Genomic DNA, 16843 nt, shown 5'->3' on the forward strand with positions numbered 1-16843 from the left:
GCGCCATCCCGTGCTGAAGGACGTGCCGACCATGGCGGAGAGCGGCCTACCCGGATATGAAATGGTGGCGTGGTCGGCGGCATTCTTTCCTGCCGCGACCCCGAAGCCGGTGGTGGAACGCATGAATCAGATGGTGCGCAAGGGGCTTACCGATTCCAGGGCCGCCGAGTATTTCAGCCGCACAGGTGGCGAGCCTGCACCCACCACGCCGGATGAACTTGCAGCCTTCGTCCGCAGCGAGACGCAGAAATGGGCGAAGGTGATCAAGGCGGCGGGCATTGAGCCGGAGTGACGCGGCGCACGCCAATTATTCATCAATAAAATTGAACAACTTATCCTGCCAATTCAGCACATCGACCCTCTTCGCTCACTTAAAGTTCAACCCATGGACGGCGCAACACCGCAAAGCGCGACGTTCTAAATAATTCAACCATGTGGACTAGAAAGGGAAGAGATCATGACCAACGCCAAGCTCGAAGTGCTGACCCCGCAGAACAGCCAACTGATCTTCATCGACCACCAGCCGCAGATGGCCTTCGGCGTGCAGTCGATGGACCGCCAGGCGATGAAGAACAATGCCGTTGGGCTGGCCAAGGCCGCCAGGATCTTCAACATCCCCACCACCATCACCACCGTGGAGAGCGAGTCGTTCTCGGGCTTCACCTACCCCGAGCTGCTGGATGTATTCCCCAACCAGAAGACGCTGGAGCGCACCTCGATGAACTCGTGGGACGACCAGAAGGTGCGCGACGCGCTGGCCGCCAACGGCCGCAAGAAAATCATCGTCGCGGGCCTGTGGACCGAGGTCTGCAACACCACCTTCGCCTTGTCCGCGATGCACGACAGCGACTACGAGATCTACATGGTGGCCGACGCCTCGGGCGGCACCAGCAAGGAAGCGCACGACTACGCCATGCAGCGCATGGTGCAGGCCGGCGTGGTGCCGGTGACCTGGCAGCAGGTGCTGCTCGAATGGCAGCGCGACTGGGCCCACCGCGACACCTACGATGCCGTGATGAAGCTGGTCAAGGAACACTCGGGCGCCTACGGCATGGGCGTGGACTATGCCTACACCATGGTGCACAAGGCAGCGCAGCGCACGGCCACGACGCACGAATCCCTCGCGCCGGTGCCGGCTCGCTGACAGGCCGGCAGGCGTGGCCTGAAACAACGGGAACGTCTAACAGCACACCCAGGACGGCTGCTGGCAGAAGCAAGGAGTGCAAAGAGAGAGCCCCTGTCAACGAGGGGCTCTTGCTATCAAAGGCTGCACGGTGCGATAGGCACACAGACAGGCACACAGATGGGCACACATCCTCAGGCGCCCATGCCTACCCAATCATGCTCAATAATGGGTGGCCAGTCACCGCGTTGCGCCACTCTCCGTGCAGGCTCCATCGGAGAACACGTCGCGGCGATCCATCACCCGGGCGCCGTCCCCATAGGGATCCCGAGGTCCCATGGTATTTGCACCATCCGTGTATTTGTCCCGCGGACCCACACCCCCGTAGGCCACGGCCGAGCCGAGGGCCGCGCTGGCCACTGCGAGCAAGATAACTGTCTTTAGCATGCTGCACCTCCTGTTGGTGGTTGTTCCTGTGCGAGCGAGCCGCCTCCAAAGGATAGGCCCGCAGCAGGCCTGCAAACGCGGCGTTTGCGCATTGCAGCAGACAGTTTTGTTATCCGGCTTATGACGAGCGGCTATATGGGCTGTCATCGCGGTTCTGGGTGCGGATTTCCGGAAATTTGCACGCAACCGATCCCGGTCTCCGCGCCGACCGTGACCCTGGTTCCAGTCACCTTGTGTAAAGTGAAAGTTGGAGTTGCGACGGTTGCAACTTAGCGATGTTTCATCTGTGAGGGGGCGTATGCAATCCAAGGAACACTGGGAGCGGGTCTACACGGCGAAGGGGCCGACCAGCGTGAGCTGGTTCCAGGAGCATGCTCGCCAGTCCGTCGAACTGATCCGGCAAACGGGTGTGGCGCCGGACGCGGCGATGATCGATGTGGGCGGGGGCGCCTCCACGTTGGTCGATGACCTGGTCGGCGAGGGCTATACGAACCTCACCGTACTGGACCTGTCTGACGCCGCGCTGTCGGCGGCCAAGGCCCGCCTGGGTGAGCGTGCAAATCGTGTCTCGTGGCTGGTTGGCGACGTTACGCAACTGGAGCTTTCCATCCACGCCTACGACGTCTGGCACGACAGGGCGGTCTTTCACTTTCTGACCACGCTTGAGGAGCGTGAAGCCTACGTCCGGGCCGTGTTGCGCGCAGTCAAGCCCGGGGGCAGCGTCATCGTCGCGACCTTCGCGGAGGACGGGCCAGAGCAGTGCAGCGGTCTTCCTGTCATGCGCTACAGCGCTGACGCGCTACATGCCGAGTTTGGTGCGCCATTCACGCTGCTCCGGCAGGAGCGTGAGGAGCACCACACGCCGTTCGGGACGGTTCAGAAGTTCATCTACTGCCTGTGCCGCAAGGAACCGTGCTGAGCGGTCCAGGCGTCCGGCGGCGTGGTAACAACGCATCAATGCGACGGCCCGACCCGCGCGGACATCCAGCAACCCCTTGCCGCCTCAGGCAGGCTTGCGATAAACGACGAATCCGGATTTCTCCGCGACCTTGTCGTAGAGTTTCATCGCCGTCGTATTGGTTTCGTGCGTCTGCCAGTAGACTCGCCTGGCGCCGGCGGCCTCCGCGCGCTGGTAGACCGCTTCGATCAGCGCGCGGCCCACGCCAGCGCCGCGCGCCGCCTCGGTGGTGAAGAGGTCTTGCAGGTAGCAGCTCGGGCCGATCTGGATGGTGCTGCGATGAAAGAGGTAATGCACCAGCCCGAGCAACTGCCCGGAGCGCTCCGCCACCAGGGCGTGCATGGGCTCGTAGGCATCGAAGAAACGCGACCAGGTCATGCGGGTGATCTCGGCCGGCAGCGCTGTTTCGTCCTTGCGGCCATAGAAGGCGTTGTAGCCATCCCATAGCACCTTCCATGCTTCGAAATCGCCTGGCTCGGCTGGGCGGATCAGGATCGGGTCGGTCACGGTGTCATCCTCGGGTTCGATATACGGGCTTGAAGGCGGGCACCCTTGCGCCGCCAGCCTGCATTGTGGCCGGGGACGGCCGTCCGGGGCAAGCCATGCCAGGCCGGACTAAGCCCGGCTGCTCGACGTGGGCGGTGTATACCGGGCCTTGCCGCCACGCTTGGCTTCGTAGAGCGCCATGTCGGCGCGCATGAAGAGCTCGTTCGTGGTCTGGCCGTCATCGGGGTAATGAATGGCAATGCCCACGCTGGCCGTCGCCACGATGGTATGGCCTTCGATGAAATGCGCGCGCGTTGCCGCTTGCACGATGGCCTGGGCGATGCGTTCCAGCGTCGCCGTACTGAACGCCTCGTCCAGCACGATGCCGAATTCGTCGCCGCCGATCCGGGCCACCGCATCGCCCGTGCGCACGCACGCGGTCAGGCGCTCGCCGAACGCAGCCAGCAACCGGTCGCCAACGGCATGGCCATAGGTGTCGTTGATGGCCTTGAAATCGTCGACATCCACCAGCAGGAGCGCTGCGTTGATGTGGTCGGCGCTGGCGCGGGTCATGGCCTCGGCCATGCGGCGGTCGAAACCCTTGCGGTTGAGCAGGCCAGTCAGGTGATCCGTCAGCGTCTGCGCTTCCAGGCTGCGCAATTTCTGGCGCTCGATGGTCACGTTCCGCGCGAACATATACAGTCCCTGGACCGTGTCCTGGCCGTCATTCCATGCAGGCTGGTACGTGACTTCCACATACTCGGCGCCGTCCTTGCCTTCGAGGCTGAAGGTGACCGACGTGCCCTGGTAGGCCTGCTCCAGGTAAGGTTTCGATGCCATATAGGCCGGGGTGCCCCACAGCTCGCGCACCGTCAGGCCGACGATCTGCCGCACCGGCAGGCCAAACCGCTGCGCATAGGCCTCGTTGACGAAGATGTAGCGCTCGTTCATGTCGATGAACGAGATGAAGTCGGGCACGTGGTTGGCAATGGCCTCGATGCGCTTCTCGCTCTCGGCGGCACGATCCTTGGCGGCGGAGAGCGCGGCCTCGCGTTCGGATAGCTGCCGCATGACCGCGCCGAACGTGGTGGCCAGTTCGCCGATCTCGTCGTTGCGGCTGGTGGGCAGCGAGGCCAGTGCGGCCGGATCCTTGGGCACCTCGCTCACCACGCGGTGCAGCAGCTCCAGGGGCGCCAGCATGCGCCGTATTACGACCCACATCATCAGGGCGGCCATCACGAGGGAGAGTCCCGCGGCCATGATCGTCTTGCGGCGGGCCTCGATGATGGGCGCGTAGGCTTCGCTGGCAGGCAGGACGGACACCACCTCCCAGCCATTGGATTCGAGCAGGTAACGCGCCACGACAGGTTGGGTCGGGCTGAGGACTTCCCAGTCGGAACGCGGTGCTTCAAGGCCGCAGGCCTCGCCGAGCGCCTTGGCCGGGGTCATCACCTTCGACGGGTCCGGGTGCATCGCGTAACGCGGGTTGGCGCCGGTGGAAACCAGGCAATAGCTCCCGGTCAGGCCAACCCGGCTGTGCGCCAGCTGGCCGAGGAAGTTGCTTTCCGTGAAATTCAACGCCCCGCCAACCACCGCGAGCAACTTCCCGTCCGGGCCGAGCAAGGGGACAGCCAGCACGACGCCGGGCGAATCGCTCATCCGCCCGCGCAGCAGGTCGGACACGGCAAACTCCGAACCGCGGACGACTTCCCGGAAATAGTCGCGGTCCGAAAGGTGGATGCGTTGCCCGGCGGGAACGGCGGTGCTGAACGCCATGTTCCCGTCGGGCCACGCCAGGAACACGGCATTGAGGGTTTCCGGGATGGAGACGGCCTGGGCAGCGAAGTGCTTCATCTCCGCGGGCGAGCGCCCCAGCATGGGCGCCAGCTGGCGAGCCAGGCGGCGCAAGGCGTTAGCCCGCGACTCGAACTTTTCATCGAGCTGTTCGGCGACGAGCTTGACCAACGTCTCTTGCTGCGCCTGCCGCAATGCCTTGAGGCTCTGGAACGCGTAATACTGGGCGAACAGCGCACGCGCCAGGATGATGAACGTCACCACGACTGCGGTAGCCAAGGCCACCCGGTACTTTAGGGAGTGCCGCATGAGTATCTTATTATTGGAGTTTTCGGATTAGCCCGATTGCCGGCACTTTCCGTTCCGGCTGCCCGTCCTCCACCGCAGGCTACTGACCCGGTTCGTAGGTTAGCAGAAGCGGGGTATTAATCCCGCGTTGCCGACAGGGATGCTCGGACTTACGTGCCTTGTCGGTGGCTTTCGCCGGCGTAAGTGGCCTTCGGAGGCTAAAATGCGGCATTCCCCCAACAGTCACCAGCCCGGCCGCAGCCCGCCAGCAGGAAATCCTCCCCCAATGACCCTCGATCCCGTACTCCATTTCCTGCATATCGCCGGCGTCACGCTGTGGGTGGGCGGCATGTTCTTCGCCTATGTCTGCCTGCGCCCGGCCGCGGGCACCTTGCTCGAGCCGCCGCAGCGGTTGCGCCTGTGGCGTGCGGTATTCGCACGCTTCCTGGCCTGGGTCTGGGTGGCGGTCGCGCTGATCGCCATCAGCGGCATATCCATGCTTGCCGGGGTCGGGTTCGCCGCGGCGCCCAGGCACTGGCATGCCATGTCCGGCATTGGGCTGGTCATGATCGCGATCTTTGCCTATGTGTACTTTGGCCCGTATGGCGCACTCCGCCGCGCCGTCGACGCGCAGGACTGGAAAGCCRGCGGCGCCGCGCTGGGTCGCATCCGGCAGGCCGTGGGCCTGAACCTGCTGCTCGGCGCGCTAACCATCGCGGTGGCAACGCTGGGCCGGCTGCTCGCCTGATTTCGCGCGGGGTCGCCTTCCGGGCGCCCCGGTCCCGGGCGCGGTGGCCAACCTGCCTTGCGGCATGATCCCGGACTAACGCGCGGGGCCAGCGGACCCGCCCCGGAGGCAACGGCTCAAGCGGCTTCCATCACCGCCTCGACCCGGTTCCTGCCCGCGCTCTTGGCGCGGTAGAGTGCCAGGTCGGCACGGCCAATGGCGCCATCGAGGCGCGTTTCCGTCTTATCCAGGCAGGCCACGCCGATGCTGATGGTGAGCTCGGCAATAGGCCTGCCGAAAAACCGGGCGGACATCGACCTCAGGCGCTCGGCCAGGGCCAGCGCGCCGTCCATGCCGGTACGCGGCAGCAACACCAGGAACTCCTCGCCGCCGAAGCGGCCGGGATAGGCATGGGCCGGCAACTCGCGCTTGAGCATGGCCGAAAACTCCTTCAGCACCCGGTCGCCTTCGGCATGTCCCAGGCTGTCGTTGACGCGCTTGAAGTGGTCCAGGTCGATCAGCAGCAAGGCCATCTCTCCGCCATCCACCTGCATCCGGTCCAGCTCACGCTGGCCGGCATCGTACAGCGCGCGGCGATTGAGCAACTGCGTCAGTGGATCGGTCCTGGAGAGGATGTCGAGTTCCACATGCAGCCGCCGCGTGATCACCAGCATGAAGGCGACCGACAACGCCAGGACCATGAACGTGTTGGCGCTGAGATAGAGGATCTGGACGATGTCGCCGGGGGCGAAGAGCGTCTGCTCGGCCAGGCCGGCGAACAGGCTGGTCGCGAATCGCACCATCACCACCAGCGTCTGGGCGGCCATCAGGCCGCCAAAGAAGTAGGTACTGAAATGCCGCTCGCCATGGCGCAGGATCAGGACACACTGCATCGCGTAGAAGATCGACACGAAGAAAGTCGCGATGACCACCCGGGCCACATAATTCGGGGCCGCAAGCGCGAACCAGGCCAGCAGCAGGGTCGCCACCGCCGTGAGCCCGGCCGCGAGGCTGCGCGTTTGCGGCCGACCGTAGAACGCCTGTATCGCCAGCGTCCACAGGCCAACGGCGCCGAGCAACAGCGCGTTGCCCACCACGATCGAGAGCCAGTCCGGGACGATACCCCGCAACCAGAACAGCACCGGTGTGACGACCAGGATCAGCGAGCCTGCCACCCAGTACCCGATCCCCTTGATGGTCCGCGGAAAACTGTAGTAGGCCGATAGCAGGACAACCGACATCAGGGCCGACATGACCGATGAAAGGAAGACCGTCGTTCTCAGATCGATCTGGGGCATTGGCAGCGCGCATGGTCCGTCAGTGACGATCGGTAATCCTACCAAAGACTGACGGCCGGAGGTTGGGGGTCAACCCTGCCCATGTTCATGTCCATGCCAAATGCCGCCATGGCCCCGATGCTCAGGCCGGCTTGCTTACCATCAGCCAGTACACCACCAGCAGGCCGCCGAAGGCCGGAAAGCCCAGCGCTACCCAGATCCGCTCATATAACCAGTAGCGCGCCGCAAGCGCGCGGGTGTCCGCCGCGCCGTGCGATGCCAGCGCGGCCTGCCCGGCCATATCGCGCATCCGCCATTGCAGCCACAGCACCGGCAGCCAGCAAGCACCCGCGAGCGCATAGAGCGACAGGGAAATCCACAACCAGGAGGCCGATGGCGCGTATCCCGCCGCGTGCATCATGTAAAGCCCGCTCAACGGCTGGAAGACCACCGCGGGCGCGGTGATCCAGGTGTCGGCGCGCACCACCCAGCGAGTCACCACGGCCATGGCCTGCACATTGCRGCTGCGATTGACAAAGAACATATAGAAGGCGGTGCCAAAGCCCGTGCCAAACATAAAGGTGGCGGACAAGATGTGCAGCCACTTGACGATCAGGTAGGTCATGCTTGCTCCTCGGTCTGCGCATCGGGGTCTATCTGGGGGAAGAAAACGAACCAGGCCAGCATCGGCAGGTTCTTCAGGACCGGCCCGAAGGGATGAGCCCACCACGCCGGCACCAGCCAGGTGATCAGCGCGGTATAGCCAAGCACCAGCGCCAGTTGCGCCGCCCACACGGCGCGCGTGGGCCGCCACAGCACCAGCAAACCTAGCGCCAGGTCCAGGCCGGCGCCGAACCAGACAAGCGGCAAGCGCCAGCCGGGCGGCAGGCCCGCATCGCGCAGCAAGGCCGCGCCGGCCGCCGGATCCGCGAAGCAGGCATAGGCGGTGCCCAGCCAGACAGCGGCAATGGCGAGCCTGGCGAGGCGCAAGTACCAGTACAGCAAGGAGGGCAGCCGCTCGGCGGGTGAGGCAAAGGTGGCCGGCGCGCGCAAGGGCCGCCCGGCCAGCGCGGCGGCAGCGCGCGGGCTGGCGCTGTTGTCGGTGCGCAGCATGAGCAGGCTGTCGCGGTCGACAAGGCCGCCCGGAAGTCTCGCCAGGCCCGCCGCGCACAGGCCAGCGAGCCAGCCCGGCACGCGCAGCCACCGTGCCGGGCGCAGGCCCATGCCGGCCCTGAGAGCGCCAAGCCAGCCGGCAACCCCGAGCCGGGCGGGGCCGACCGCTGGCACGGTGCGCCGGCCCGCGCAGTTCCCGCCGAGCGCATTGGCCAGCAGCGCCACCAGGTCGTCGATATGGATGGGCTGTACATGCCCGGCACCCGCCGGCACCGGCAGCACGGGAAGTGCCGCCAGCCGCCGGAACAAAGTGGCGCTGCGGCCCGATGGCGCATATACCAGCGACGGCTGCACGATCAACCAGTCCAGCTTGCTGCCCCGCAAGGCATGGTCGGCCATGCCCTTGCTGCGCCAGTAAGCGGTAGCGGCATCGCGAGCCGCGCCGAGCGCGGAAAGCTGGACCATGCGGCGCACGCCAGCCTGCTCGCAAGCCAGCATCAGCGCGCGCGGCATATCCACGTGCAGTGCCTGGAAGCGTTGCCGCCCGCTTTCCCGGAAGATCCCTGCCGCATTGAGGACGGCATCGACGCCGTGCAAGGCAGCGCGCCAATGCGCCGGCGTGGTCCAGGCAGTCAGGTCGCCCGCGATGCAGTGCAGCCGGGGATGGCGCGCAAGCGCACCGGGCCGCCGCGCCAGCGCCACCACGTGATGCCCTTGGGCCAGCAAACGGATCACCAAAACCGATCCCACCAGCCCGCTAGCCCCCGCCACCAAAATCCGCATCGTGTCACCTGTTGTTTCTGTAATTTCTGTGTAAACAGAAATTACAGAACGAGTGACCGGAAGTCAAGGGATGCCGCGTGGGGGGGGCGGCATCCCGGCAGTATGAGCGGAAAGGGTGACTCGAAGGGAGGGCGGCCTTGCCGCTCCGCGCGCGTAAGGCGACTCAGCCCGTCCGCGATTCCTTGGTGGGGGAGCGCCGCGCATTGCGGCGCTTGAGCGTATCGCTTGCCACGGACTCCGACAAGAACTGCCACAAAGTGCGAACCCGGATAATCCCGTCCCCCGGGCCATCATGCGTCAGGCGCTTTGCGACTTCCTCCAGCTTGCCAAACATCTCCGGGCGAAGCTGCGTGCGCAGCGCATCGACTTGCGCCGCCGGCACCACTACCTCGTCGCGGTTGCCAAACCAGCGGCGCTCGGCGAGGAACAGCAGCGCGGCCAGTATCGCCGCACCGATCCCCACGTTCTCAAAGCCGGACAACTGGAAGCTACCGGCCGCGAAACACAGCACGGCCACCACGGCCATCAGCACGAAGGCGGCCCGCAGCAGGACGAAGGACCGAGGGTGCGAAACCATGCGCGCCAGATCACGCACCGCGGCGATTTCGTCCTGCTCCAGGATGTTGAGGACGTTGGTAGTCGAAACTTTCATTGTTCTATCAGCTATTGTTTCGTTGCTATCGGCCGTTCGGGCACCGCCCTCGGCACGGCTTTGCCGGGCCTGTATCCAGCGAAAAAACGGCAGTGTATACGTATGCCGGTTAAGGCGCTTGCATTGCGGCTTTCGGCAGGATCTGGCTGCAGCGAGGCAATTGAGTGGGAATAAGCCGATGTTAGGCCCTGGCGGCGCACTGTCAATGCGCCGTTTGACCTAGCCTGTCATCCTTCGGGGCTAGAGGCGGGCGCGCTGTCGCCAGGCGGTCAGCGGTGGCATGGCGGCCAGGCTGTCGTTCCGGCGCGGTGCGGAAAACAGGGCAGATACAAGGAACGATCCGTGTCCGCCCGAGGTGGCATGAACGGCGCTCCAGCCTCGGACTGTGCACTGCCCACGGCGCTGGAGTCAAAATCCTGTCACAACCCAACGCCGGGTACCCTCGGCACCTGAAGCGTCCTGAAATTGAAATGCGGCTCACCGAAGGTTTCCAGCAAGCGGATGATTTCTCGCGTGGAGTCCGTGCGCGTTGTGCGGACCTCGCTGAGCCTCCGGGGAGCGGCGCCGCCACCAACAATATAGTGTCGCCTGACCGTCAGCACCGCCTCGCTGGGCGTCGAGACCAGGACCGGGGGTGCGTCCTCATCCTTATAGCTGCCATATGTCCAGCCCGACGGCGTCAGGTGCGCCTCGACCCAGGCCTCCCGCGCTCCGAATGCTGTAGCCCCGGCCTCCATATGCTTCTCGGTTAAATCCAGCATCCGCCTCTGCCCTTCGAGTTTGCGTCAGTTATCTCCAACGCGCGCCCACGCAAAAAATCGTGCATTGGCCAGCGCGGATGGACAGATGCCTGACCCGTGATGAATCACCGGTGAATTCTGATTTCGACAGCGCCGCACCGGTACCCTGCCTTGGTAGGAATCACTCGCGCAGGCTTGCCGAATCGACCATCCGCGGACACTTCGGGCGGCCTGGACGCCGTGCATTCCCCACCTAAGCGTGGGGCCTACCTAAGCGGGGTAACAGCGGGTACCGCGCGCCTCAATAATCCAGATCAGCAAGCGTGACCCCTTGCTAATTCCCGATAGGGTGTAGGCACTCCCCGCGCCTACACCCTTTTTTTTTATGGTGCTTCCGACTTTCGTGAGGTACCGCATGCGTGTGCAAGTGGCCGCAAGCAAAGCGCTGGCTCTATCGGTAATTGCCCGCTTTACGCGATCGCCTTCACGCACGGAATTGAGTCAGCATGGCAGTCCTCGCGGCTACGCGCTTTCCCTCCCTTGTGGGGGTACCGGAATATTCGTATTGCCGGATTTTCCGAACATGCAAAGGGATGGCGGAAGAATCCGCCGCAACGCAAGAAATCTCTTCGCGCCCGCAAAGAAGATTCCGGACAACGCAGCAAATATGCAATGAAAAGCCGAAGCGAAAAAAGCGAACCAAAACCCCAGGAAATGACGGAATTTTCCACTATGAAAACAAGCTGAATTCTTCTGCATCACCGCTTCTGATGACATCCCTCCCTTTGTCGGGTCCACTCTTCAGTGGGGATAGAAAACAGGGCAAAAACGCCCGCGCCGCCTTGAAGAGCGACCCCCATGAGCCATACACTTCGCCGGGCTCAACGCTGTGATGCAGTGCAAGGAAATAGCGCACGCATCACAAAGTCATCGCCGCAAAGTTCATCTCCGCCCGGCACGCCCAGGTAGTGGAAAGGCACCGACGTGTGCCATGTTGGATAAGCGGCTTCGTCGCAGCAATCCCCGGCCAGGAGACGGGCGGGAGTGCGGACCTTTCGGGTTTCAAGGGAATTATCAAGACGTGTTCAAGCTTTCAAGCCTTCTGTCTTACCGTAGAGCGGTACTGTTGCTGGGGATGATTCCGTTGCTGGCATCCTGCGCATTGGCGCCGGGGATGCGCTTCGATCCGCAGCGCCCGCTTGATCCGGAAGATCCGAATACCGTACCCAAAGTCACCCCCATCACCCCCGCCCTGGTGCGCGCGATGAAAGCCGCCGCCACGCCGGCCAACGCAGATGTAAGCGAACTGTTTGGCACGCCGGAGCCCTATACGGCAGGCGTTGGCGACATCCTCTCCATCGTCGTGTGGGACCACCCCGAACTCGTGTTCCCCACCCAGACCTACTCCATCGGATCCGCGTACGAGATTCCCAACTATAGTGGCGCAGCCAACGTACCGGGATACGTGGTCAGCCCCGCCGGCACCATCCAGTTTCCGTACGCAGGCGTACTCACTGTTCTCGGCAGAACGCCGGACCAGATCCGTGGCGAGCTCAGCAAGCAATTGAAGGGCGTCGTCAACATGCCCCAGGTGACCGTGCGCGTGCTCGCCTTCCGCAGCAAGCGCGTGTACCTGGATGGCGAAGTGAAGACCCCCGGCCCGCAGAACATCGACGACGTGCCGATGACGCTGGTTGAAGCACTCAATCGCGCCGGCGGCGTCAATGTCACCACCGGCGACAACAGCCGCATTCGCATTGCCCGTAGCGGCAAGAACTACTTTGTCAATCTGCCCGCGCTACTGCAACAAGGCATCGACCCCGCACGCGTCATGCTGCGCAATGGCGACATCGTGCGTGTGGAACAGCGCGAAGACAGCAAGGTGTTTGTCACCGGCGAAGTGGTGCGGCCATCGACGATTCTGCCGCGCAATGGCCGCCTCACGCTGAATGAAGCGATTGGCGAAGCCGGCGGCGTCAATCCCGTTTCCGCCGATGCGAAGGAACTCTATGTGATTCGCAAGAACGTGGACGGCGAAGCTGAAGTCTTCCACCTTGACGGAAAGTCGCCCGTGTCGCTGGCGCTGGCGGAATCGTTCGAACTGAAACCCAAGGACGTCGTGTATGTCGACGCAGCCGGGGTAGTCCGCTGGAGCCGCGTGATCAACCAGTTGCTCCCGAGCGGCAACTTCTTCAACTCCACCGCGAACACGATCAAATGATCAAGACCGTGCTCGTAGTGTGCATAGGCAACATTTGCCGCAGTCCGATGGCGGAAGCGCTGCTTAAGCAAGCGCTGCCCGAGGCGAATGTCGTGTCGGCCGGGTTGGGCGCGCTGGTTGGCCAACCGGCCGATCCGCACGCGGTTGCATTGATGAGTGGCCTGGGCCTGGACATTACCGGCCACCGTGCGCGCCAGCTCAATCGCGCAATCGCCACGCAAGCCGATTTGATCCTGGTGATGGACAACCCGCAAAAGCAGGAGATCCAGCGACAGTATCCGGCGACGACGGGGCGGGTATTCCGGCTTGGCGAACTTGCCAGGTTCGATGTGCCGGACCCATATCGCGAGGCGCTCCCCGCCTTTGAGAACGCGCTGCAGTTGATCCAGCGTGGCGTGGAAGTTTGGGTGCCGCGCATCCAGGCGCTCCGTTAACAGCATTCGCAGTTGAGCTTATGAATCAGAATCCTCCCCCTGTTGCTGTTGCCGGACCGCCGGAAGACGAAATCGATCTCGTTCGGTATCTGGACGTGTTGATCGCCAGCCGCTGGCTGATCGTGACGATTGCCGCCGTGGTGCTTGCGCTTGGTGTTGCGTATGCATTTTTGGCCCGACCGGTGTACCAGGCAGATATTCTGGTCCAGGTCGAAGACAACCCGAACAGCGCAAAGAGCCTGTTGGGCGACGTGTCCAGTCTGTTTGATGTGAAGGCGGAGGCGACCGCGGAGATCGAGATTCTTCGCTCGCGCATGGTGGTTGGAAAGGCCGTGGACAACCTGCACCTCTACATATCCGCCAAGCCGAAATACCTGCCATTTGTCGGGGCGTGGATTGCCAGCCGCGCGAAAGGACTATCCGAACCGGGTTTGCTGGGCTTTGGCGGCTATGCGTGGGCAAAAGAGTCGATTAGCGTCGATCGCTTCGATGTGCCGGATTCCCTGGAAGGGGAGAAGTTCAACCTGGTGGCGCTGGGCGAGGGCCGCTACCGGCTCGAGCAAGACAGCCTGGACCAGCCGTTGGAGGGCCGAGTAGGGGAGTTGCTGCAGGCGGAACAGAATGCAGGACGTTTCTCCCTCCTGGTGACCGACCTCAAGGCCAAGCCCGGCATCATCTTCAATCTGGTACGTGCGTCGCGATTGCAGACGCTGGAGAAGCTCCAGGATCAACTCAAGATTGCCGAGAAAGGTAAGCAGAGTGGCATCATCGGCGCCTCGCTGGATGGCACCAACCCGAAGCTTACCGCCAGCATTCTTAATGATATCGGCGACGAATATGTCGCTCAGAACATCAAGCGCAAAGCCGCCGAGGCAGAGAAGTCCCTGGTCTTTCTCGGTGACCTGCTCCCTCAGCTCAAGACTGAGCTTGAGCGCGCTGAAGTCAGGTACAACGAGATGYGCAACAAGCGCAATACGTTCAACCTGAGCGAAGAAGGAAAAGCATTCCTGCAGGAGAGCGTGACTGCCGAAACGAGCCTGCTTGAGTTGAAGCAGAAACGTACTGAACTGCTGACTCGGTTTACCGCGACCCATCCGAGCATTCAGGCACTGGATCAGCAGATTGCCACCTTAAGCGCAAAAGTGGGTGGCATGGCAGCTCGTATGAAGACGTTCCCCAACGTGGAGCAGGACACTCTGCGCCTCATGCGTGATGTGCAGGTCAACAACGACCTTTATGTGGGGCGCAGCAGCAAGCGATACTCAGTGAAGAGATCCGTCTTCGTAAACGCGGCAAGTTCCTACTGGCGGATCGCTACCCCAATGACCCATCCATTGAAAGCCTGCGTAGCCTGCGTACCGCGTTGCAGTTTGCAATGCTAGATGCGGACAACAATCGCGTGTTGCTGACCGGCCCTACACCGGGGGTTGGGAAGTCCTTCATCTCTGCAAACCTGGCACTGGTGATGGCTTCCGGCGGGAAGCGCGTGCTACTGGTCGATGCGGACATGCGGAAAGGCTATCTCAATCAGTACTTCGGGCAAGAGCGGCAGCGTGGCCTCTCCGATGTGCTTGTGGGAAGAATCGGTTTCGATGAAGCCGTACACCGCAACGTCTTTGAGAACCTGGATTTCCTCAGCACTGGTGTCCTGCCCCCCAACCCCGCCGAGCTGCTGCTCAACGAACGCATGGTGACCTTGTTGCAGGAGGTGAGTGAAGGCTACGACTTGATCTTGATAGATACCCCACCCGTTCTCGCAGTATCTGACACGGCCATTCTGGCCGCCCGGTGCGGTACGGTGTTTCTTGTCACTCGTTTTGAGAAGACAACCATAGGCGAAATATCAGAATCAACCAAGCAACTTCGGCAATCAAACGCCGATGTAAATGGTGTCGTGTTTAATGGTTTGGACGCAAGCGCATATCGTTACGGATACGGATCGAAGTATGGTAGATATCGATATGCTTACTACGGCTATGCTAGCGAAATTGAAAAAGCAAGAAGTTAGAATTAATTAAAATAAAATATATATATAGAGGGTTGAATATGGAGTGGGTGGTAGGTCAAAAAATCATCGTTAATTGATACCTGTGTTTAATAAATTACATATGATACTTAGCACCCATAAGATCGCCGTTATCGGCCTCGGCTACGTTGGTCTCCCGCTAGCCGTCGAGTTCGGCAAAAAAACGCCAGTCATCGGTTATGACATCAGTACGTCAAGAATTGCGGAGCTAAATTCACCGGTTGACGATACGAAGCGTCCAGACCTGACGCCACTGATTAAAGCAAGCGAGGCAGTCGGCCGAATCATGCCGAGTGGTGCAATCGTGATTTATGAATCAACCGTTTATCCAGGCGCGACCGAAGAAGTATGCGTGCCCGTTCTGGAGAAATTTAGCGGCAAGAAATTTAACGTTGACTTCTACTGCGGCTATAGTCCGGAGCGAATCAATCCAGGTGACAAGGAGCGCCGCCTGCCGGGTATCAAGAAGGTGACTAGCGGTAGCACGCCTGAGATAGCGGAAGTAGTTGATCAGTTGTACAGGCAGATTATTAATGCTGGAACCCATAAGGCTAGCAGCATCAAGGTCGCAGAAGCCTCTAAGGTCATTGAGAACACCCAGCGTGACGCTAATATAGCCTTGATCAATGAATTCTCACTGATTTTTCATCGACTCGGTATTGACACTACCGAAGTTTTGGAAGCCGCCGGTACCAAATGGAATTTTCTGCCATTTAGAGCAGGGTTGGTAGGAGGCCACTGCATTGGCGTGGATCCATATTATTTGATTCAGAAGGCTCAGTCCGTTGGCTACTATCCGGATATCCTGCTCGCTTGCCGTCGAATCAACGATGCAATGGGTCAGCACATCGCGTCCGAAGTTGTAAAGCTCATGATCAAAAAGGGCCATGCGATCTCTGGTGCCAGAGTATTGGTTTTGGGTTTTACATTCAAAGAGAATTGCCCAGATTTGAGGAATACCCGTGTAATAGATCTCGTATCTGAATTAAGGGCTTTTGGCGCGCGAGTGGAAGTCTTCGACCCCTGGGCTGATCTTACGGAGGCCAGGAGGGAGTACGGCATCGAGCTCCAGTCTGACTTGCAAGATTCGGAGAAATATGACGCCGTGGTTATAGCTGTTGGCCATGAAGAGTTCAAGACTTTGGGTATCAACGCGCTTCGCGGGCTCCTTAATAACCGCGGTGTCATCTACGACGTGAAGGGAATATTAGCCAAGAGTGACGTAGACGCCAGACTGTGAGGTGTCAGATCGTTAGTGCCCGCATGAACTACGTGGTACTACCCTGCGCAAAGAGTTAGTGGAATTCCGTCGATGGCCGCCAGCCGTGCAATACTAGAGAAATTTAAAATAATTAGATCAAACAAAATTGTTAGATCAGTGACGGTATTGGCCGGCGGCACCAGCCTTGCGCAGGCACTCACGGTGCTTTCATTGCCACTGTTAACAAGGCTATACACGCCAAGCGACTTCAGCGCATTGGCCGTTTACAGCGCCTTGCTTGGAATTATTTCCGTCGCAGCATGCTTGCGGCTGGAGGCGGCGATTCCTCTGGCAGAGTCCGACGAGGATGCCGCAAATTTAGTTGTGCTATCGACAGTCTTTCTGATAGCTATATCGCTAATCACGACCATCATCGTGGTTTTAGGCGGACCGGAATTTGGCGCTTTTTTGAAGAATAAGGAATTAGTCCCGTATCTATGGATGCTTCCAATAGGGATTATGACGACAGGCCTATATAGCATTGTTCAGTTTTGGGCAATAAGAAAGAAGTGG

At 61.3% G+C, this 16843-nt stretch carries 15 protein-coding genes and 1 pseudogene; 9 read left to right on the forward strand and 7 right to left on the reverse strand.

Going from position 1 to position 16843, the window contains the following annotated elements:
* The 3 genes from AC1DN0_RS37590 to AC1DN0_RS37600 form a co-directional block, all read left to right on the forward strand.
* The coding region (locus AC1DN0_RS37590; RefSeq protein WP_477146452.1) for a Bug family tripartite tricarboxylate transporter substrate binding protein at positions 1 to 292 on the forward strand (292 nt) is incomplete at its 5' end.
* Positions 293 to 457: 165 nt separating this feature from the next.
* Complete coding sequence (locus tag AC1DN0_RS37595) at positions 458 to 1144, forward strand: hydrolase (protein ID WP_441625786.1); 687 nt, start codon at positions 458 to 460, stop codon at positions 1142 to 1144.
* Positions 1145 to 1868: 724 nt separating this feature from the next.
* Positions 1869 to 2489, forward strand: a complete 621-nt coding sequence (locus AC1DN0_RS37600) for a class I SAM-dependent methyltransferase (RefSeq protein WP_441625784.1) — start codon at positions 1869 to 1871, stop codon at positions 2487 to 2489.
* A gap of 84 nt (positions 2490 to 2573) precedes the next feature.
* On the opposite strand, the gene AC1DN0_RS37605 is transcribed toward AC1DN0_RS37600, so the two are convergent.
* On the reverse strand, positions 2574 to 3035 hold the full coding sequence (locus AC1DN0_RS37605) for a GNAT family N-acetyltransferase (RefSeq protein WP_441625782.1): 462 nt from the start codon (positions 3033 to 3035) through the stop codon (positions 2574 to 2576).
* 108 nt (positions 3036 to 3143) lie between these two features.
* Positions 3144 to 5117 carry a sensor domain-containing diguanylate cyclase gene (locus tag AC1DN0_RS37610; protein WP_441625780.1) on the reverse strand — a complete coding sequence of 658 codons (1974 nt, stop codon included), beginning with the start codon at positions 5115 to 5117 and terminating at the stop codon, positions 3144 to 3146.
* A 265-nt stretch (positions 5118 to 5382) separates the two neighbouring features.
* Between AC1DN0_RS37610 and AC1DN0_RS37615 the strand changes: the two genes are divergently transcribed.
* Positions 5383 to 5844: a CopD family protein gene (locus AC1DN0_RS37615; RefSeq protein ID WP_477146453.1), complete on the forward strand. Its 462-nt coding sequence runs from the start codon at positions 5383 to 5385 to the stop codon at positions 5842 to 5844.
* 116 nt (positions 5845 to 5960) lie between these two features.
* Here AC1DN0_RS37615 and AC1DN0_RS37620 read toward each other — a convergent pair whose 3' ends face one another.
* The 5 genes from AC1DN0_RS37620 to AC1DN0_RS37640 all read right to left on the reverse strand — a co-directional run bounded on the left by AC1DN0_RS37620 (position 5961) and on the right by AC1DN0_RS37640 (position 10409).
* The gene (locus AC1DN0_RS37620; protein WP_441625776.1) at positions 5961 to 7121 is read right to left on the reverse strand and encodes a GGDEF domain-containing protein; all 1161 of its coding nucleotides are present in this window, start codon (positions 7119 to 7121) and stop codon (positions 5961 to 5963) included.
* A 121-nt stretch (positions 7122 to 7242) separates the two neighbouring features.
* The gene (locus AC1DN0_RS37625; protein WP_477146454.1) at positions 7243 to 7725 is read right to left on the reverse strand and encodes a DUF2269 family protein; all 483 of its coding nucleotides are present in this window, start codon (positions 7723 to 7725) and stop codon (positions 7243 to 7245) included.
* Positions 7722 to 8996 (reverse strand): SDR family oxidoreductase, encoded by a 1275-nt coding sequence (locus AC1DN0_RS37630; protein WP_441625772.1) that lies wholly within the window; start codon positions 8994 to 8996, stop codon positions 7722 to 7724. The genes AC1DN0_RS37625 and AC1DN0_RS37630 overlap by 4 nt, the downstream gene beginning before the upstream one ends.
* Before the next feature lie 163 nt (positions 8997 to 9159).
* Positions 9160 to 9648: a hypothetical protein gene (locus AC1DN0_RS37635; protein ID WP_441625770.1), complete on the reverse strand. Its 489-nt coding sequence runs from the start codon at positions 9646 to 9648 to the stop codon at positions 9160 to 9162.
* Positions 9649 to 10067: 419 nt separating this feature from the next.
* Entirely contained in the window at positions 10068 to 10409 is a 342-nt protein-coding gene (locus AC1DN0_RS37640) for a hypothetical protein (protein ID WP_441625768.1), read from the reverse strand.
* Positions 10410 to 11469: 1060 nt separating this feature from the next.
* On the opposite strand from AC1DN0_RS37640, the gene AC1DN0_RS37645 reads away from it, so the two are divergent.
* The 5 genes and pseudogenes from AC1DN0_RS37645 to AC1DN0_RS37665 form a co-directional block, all read left to right on the forward strand.
* Positions 11470 to 12609, forward strand: coding sequence for a polysaccharide biosynthesis/export family protein (locus AC1DN0_RS37645; RefSeq protein ID WP_441625766.1), 1140 nt, complete (start codon positions 11470 to 11472; stop codon positions 12607 to 12609).
* On the forward strand, positions 12606 to 13043 hold the full coding sequence (locus tag AC1DN0_RS37650) for a low molecular weight protein-tyrosine-phosphatase (RefSeq protein ID WP_441625764.1): 438 nt from the start codon (positions 12606 to 12608) through the stop codon (positions 13041 to 13043). The genes AC1DN0_RS37645 and AC1DN0_RS37650 overlap by 4 nt, the downstream gene beginning before the upstream one ends.
* Before the next feature lie 20 nt (positions 13044 to 13063).
* Positions 13064 to 15051: pseudogene (locus AC1DN0_RS37655) on the forward strand (polysaccharide biosynthesis tyrosine autokinase).
* A 100-nt stretch (positions 15052 to 15151) separates the two neighbouring features.
* Positions 15152 to 16309: a nucleotide sugar dehydrogenase gene (locus tag AC1DN0_RS37660; RefSeq protein WP_477146455.1), complete on the forward strand. Its 1158-nt coding sequence runs from the start codon at positions 15152 to 15154 to the stop codon at positions 16307 to 16309.
* A gap of 72 nt (positions 16310 to 16381) precedes the next feature.
* On the forward strand, positions 16382 to 16843 hold a 462-nt coding region (locus AC1DN0_RS37665; protein ID WP_477146456.1), incomplete at its 3' end, for a lipopolysaccharide biosynthesis protein.

The sequence above is a fragment of the Cupriavidus sp. 05N39 genome (genome assembly GCF_056397325.1).

Coding starts and splice junctions, on each gene's coding strand:
- AC1DN0_RS37595 (WP_441625786.1), top strand. CDS start 458: ATGACCAACGCCAAGCTCGAAGTGCTGACCCCGCAGAACAGCCAACTG.
- AC1DN0_RS37600 (WP_441625784.1), top strand. CDS start 1,869: ATGCAATCCAAGGAACACTGGGAGCGGGTCTACACGGCGAAGGGGCCG.
- AC1DN0_RS37610 (WP_441625780.1), bottom strand. CDS start 5,117: ATGCGGCACTCCCTAAAGTACCGGGTGGCCTTGGCTACCGCAGTCGTG.
- AC1DN0_RS37620 (WP_441625776.1), bottom strand. CDS start 7,121: ATGCCCCAGATCGATCTGAGAACGACGGTCTTCCTTTCATCGGTCATG.
- AC1DN0_RS37630 (WP_441625772.1), bottom strand. CDS start 8,996: ATGCGGATTTTGGTGGCGGGGGCTAGCGGGCTGGTGGGATCGGTTTTG.
- AC1DN0_RS37635 (WP_441625770.1), bottom strand. CDS start 9,648: ATGAAAGTTTCGACTACCAACGTCCTCAACATCCTGGAGCAGGACGAA.
- AC1DN0_RS37640 (WP_441625768.1), bottom strand. CDS start 10,409: ATGCTGGATTTAACCGAGAAGCATATGGAGGCCGGGGCTACAGCATTC.
- AC1DN0_RS37650 (WP_441625764.1), top strand. CDS start 12,606: ATGATCAAGACCGTGCTCGTAGTGTGCATAGGCAACATTTGCCGCAGT.
- AC1DN0_RS37660 (WP_477146455.1), top strand. CDS start 15,152: ATGATACTTAGCACCCATAAGATCGCCGTTATCGGCCTCGGCTACGTT.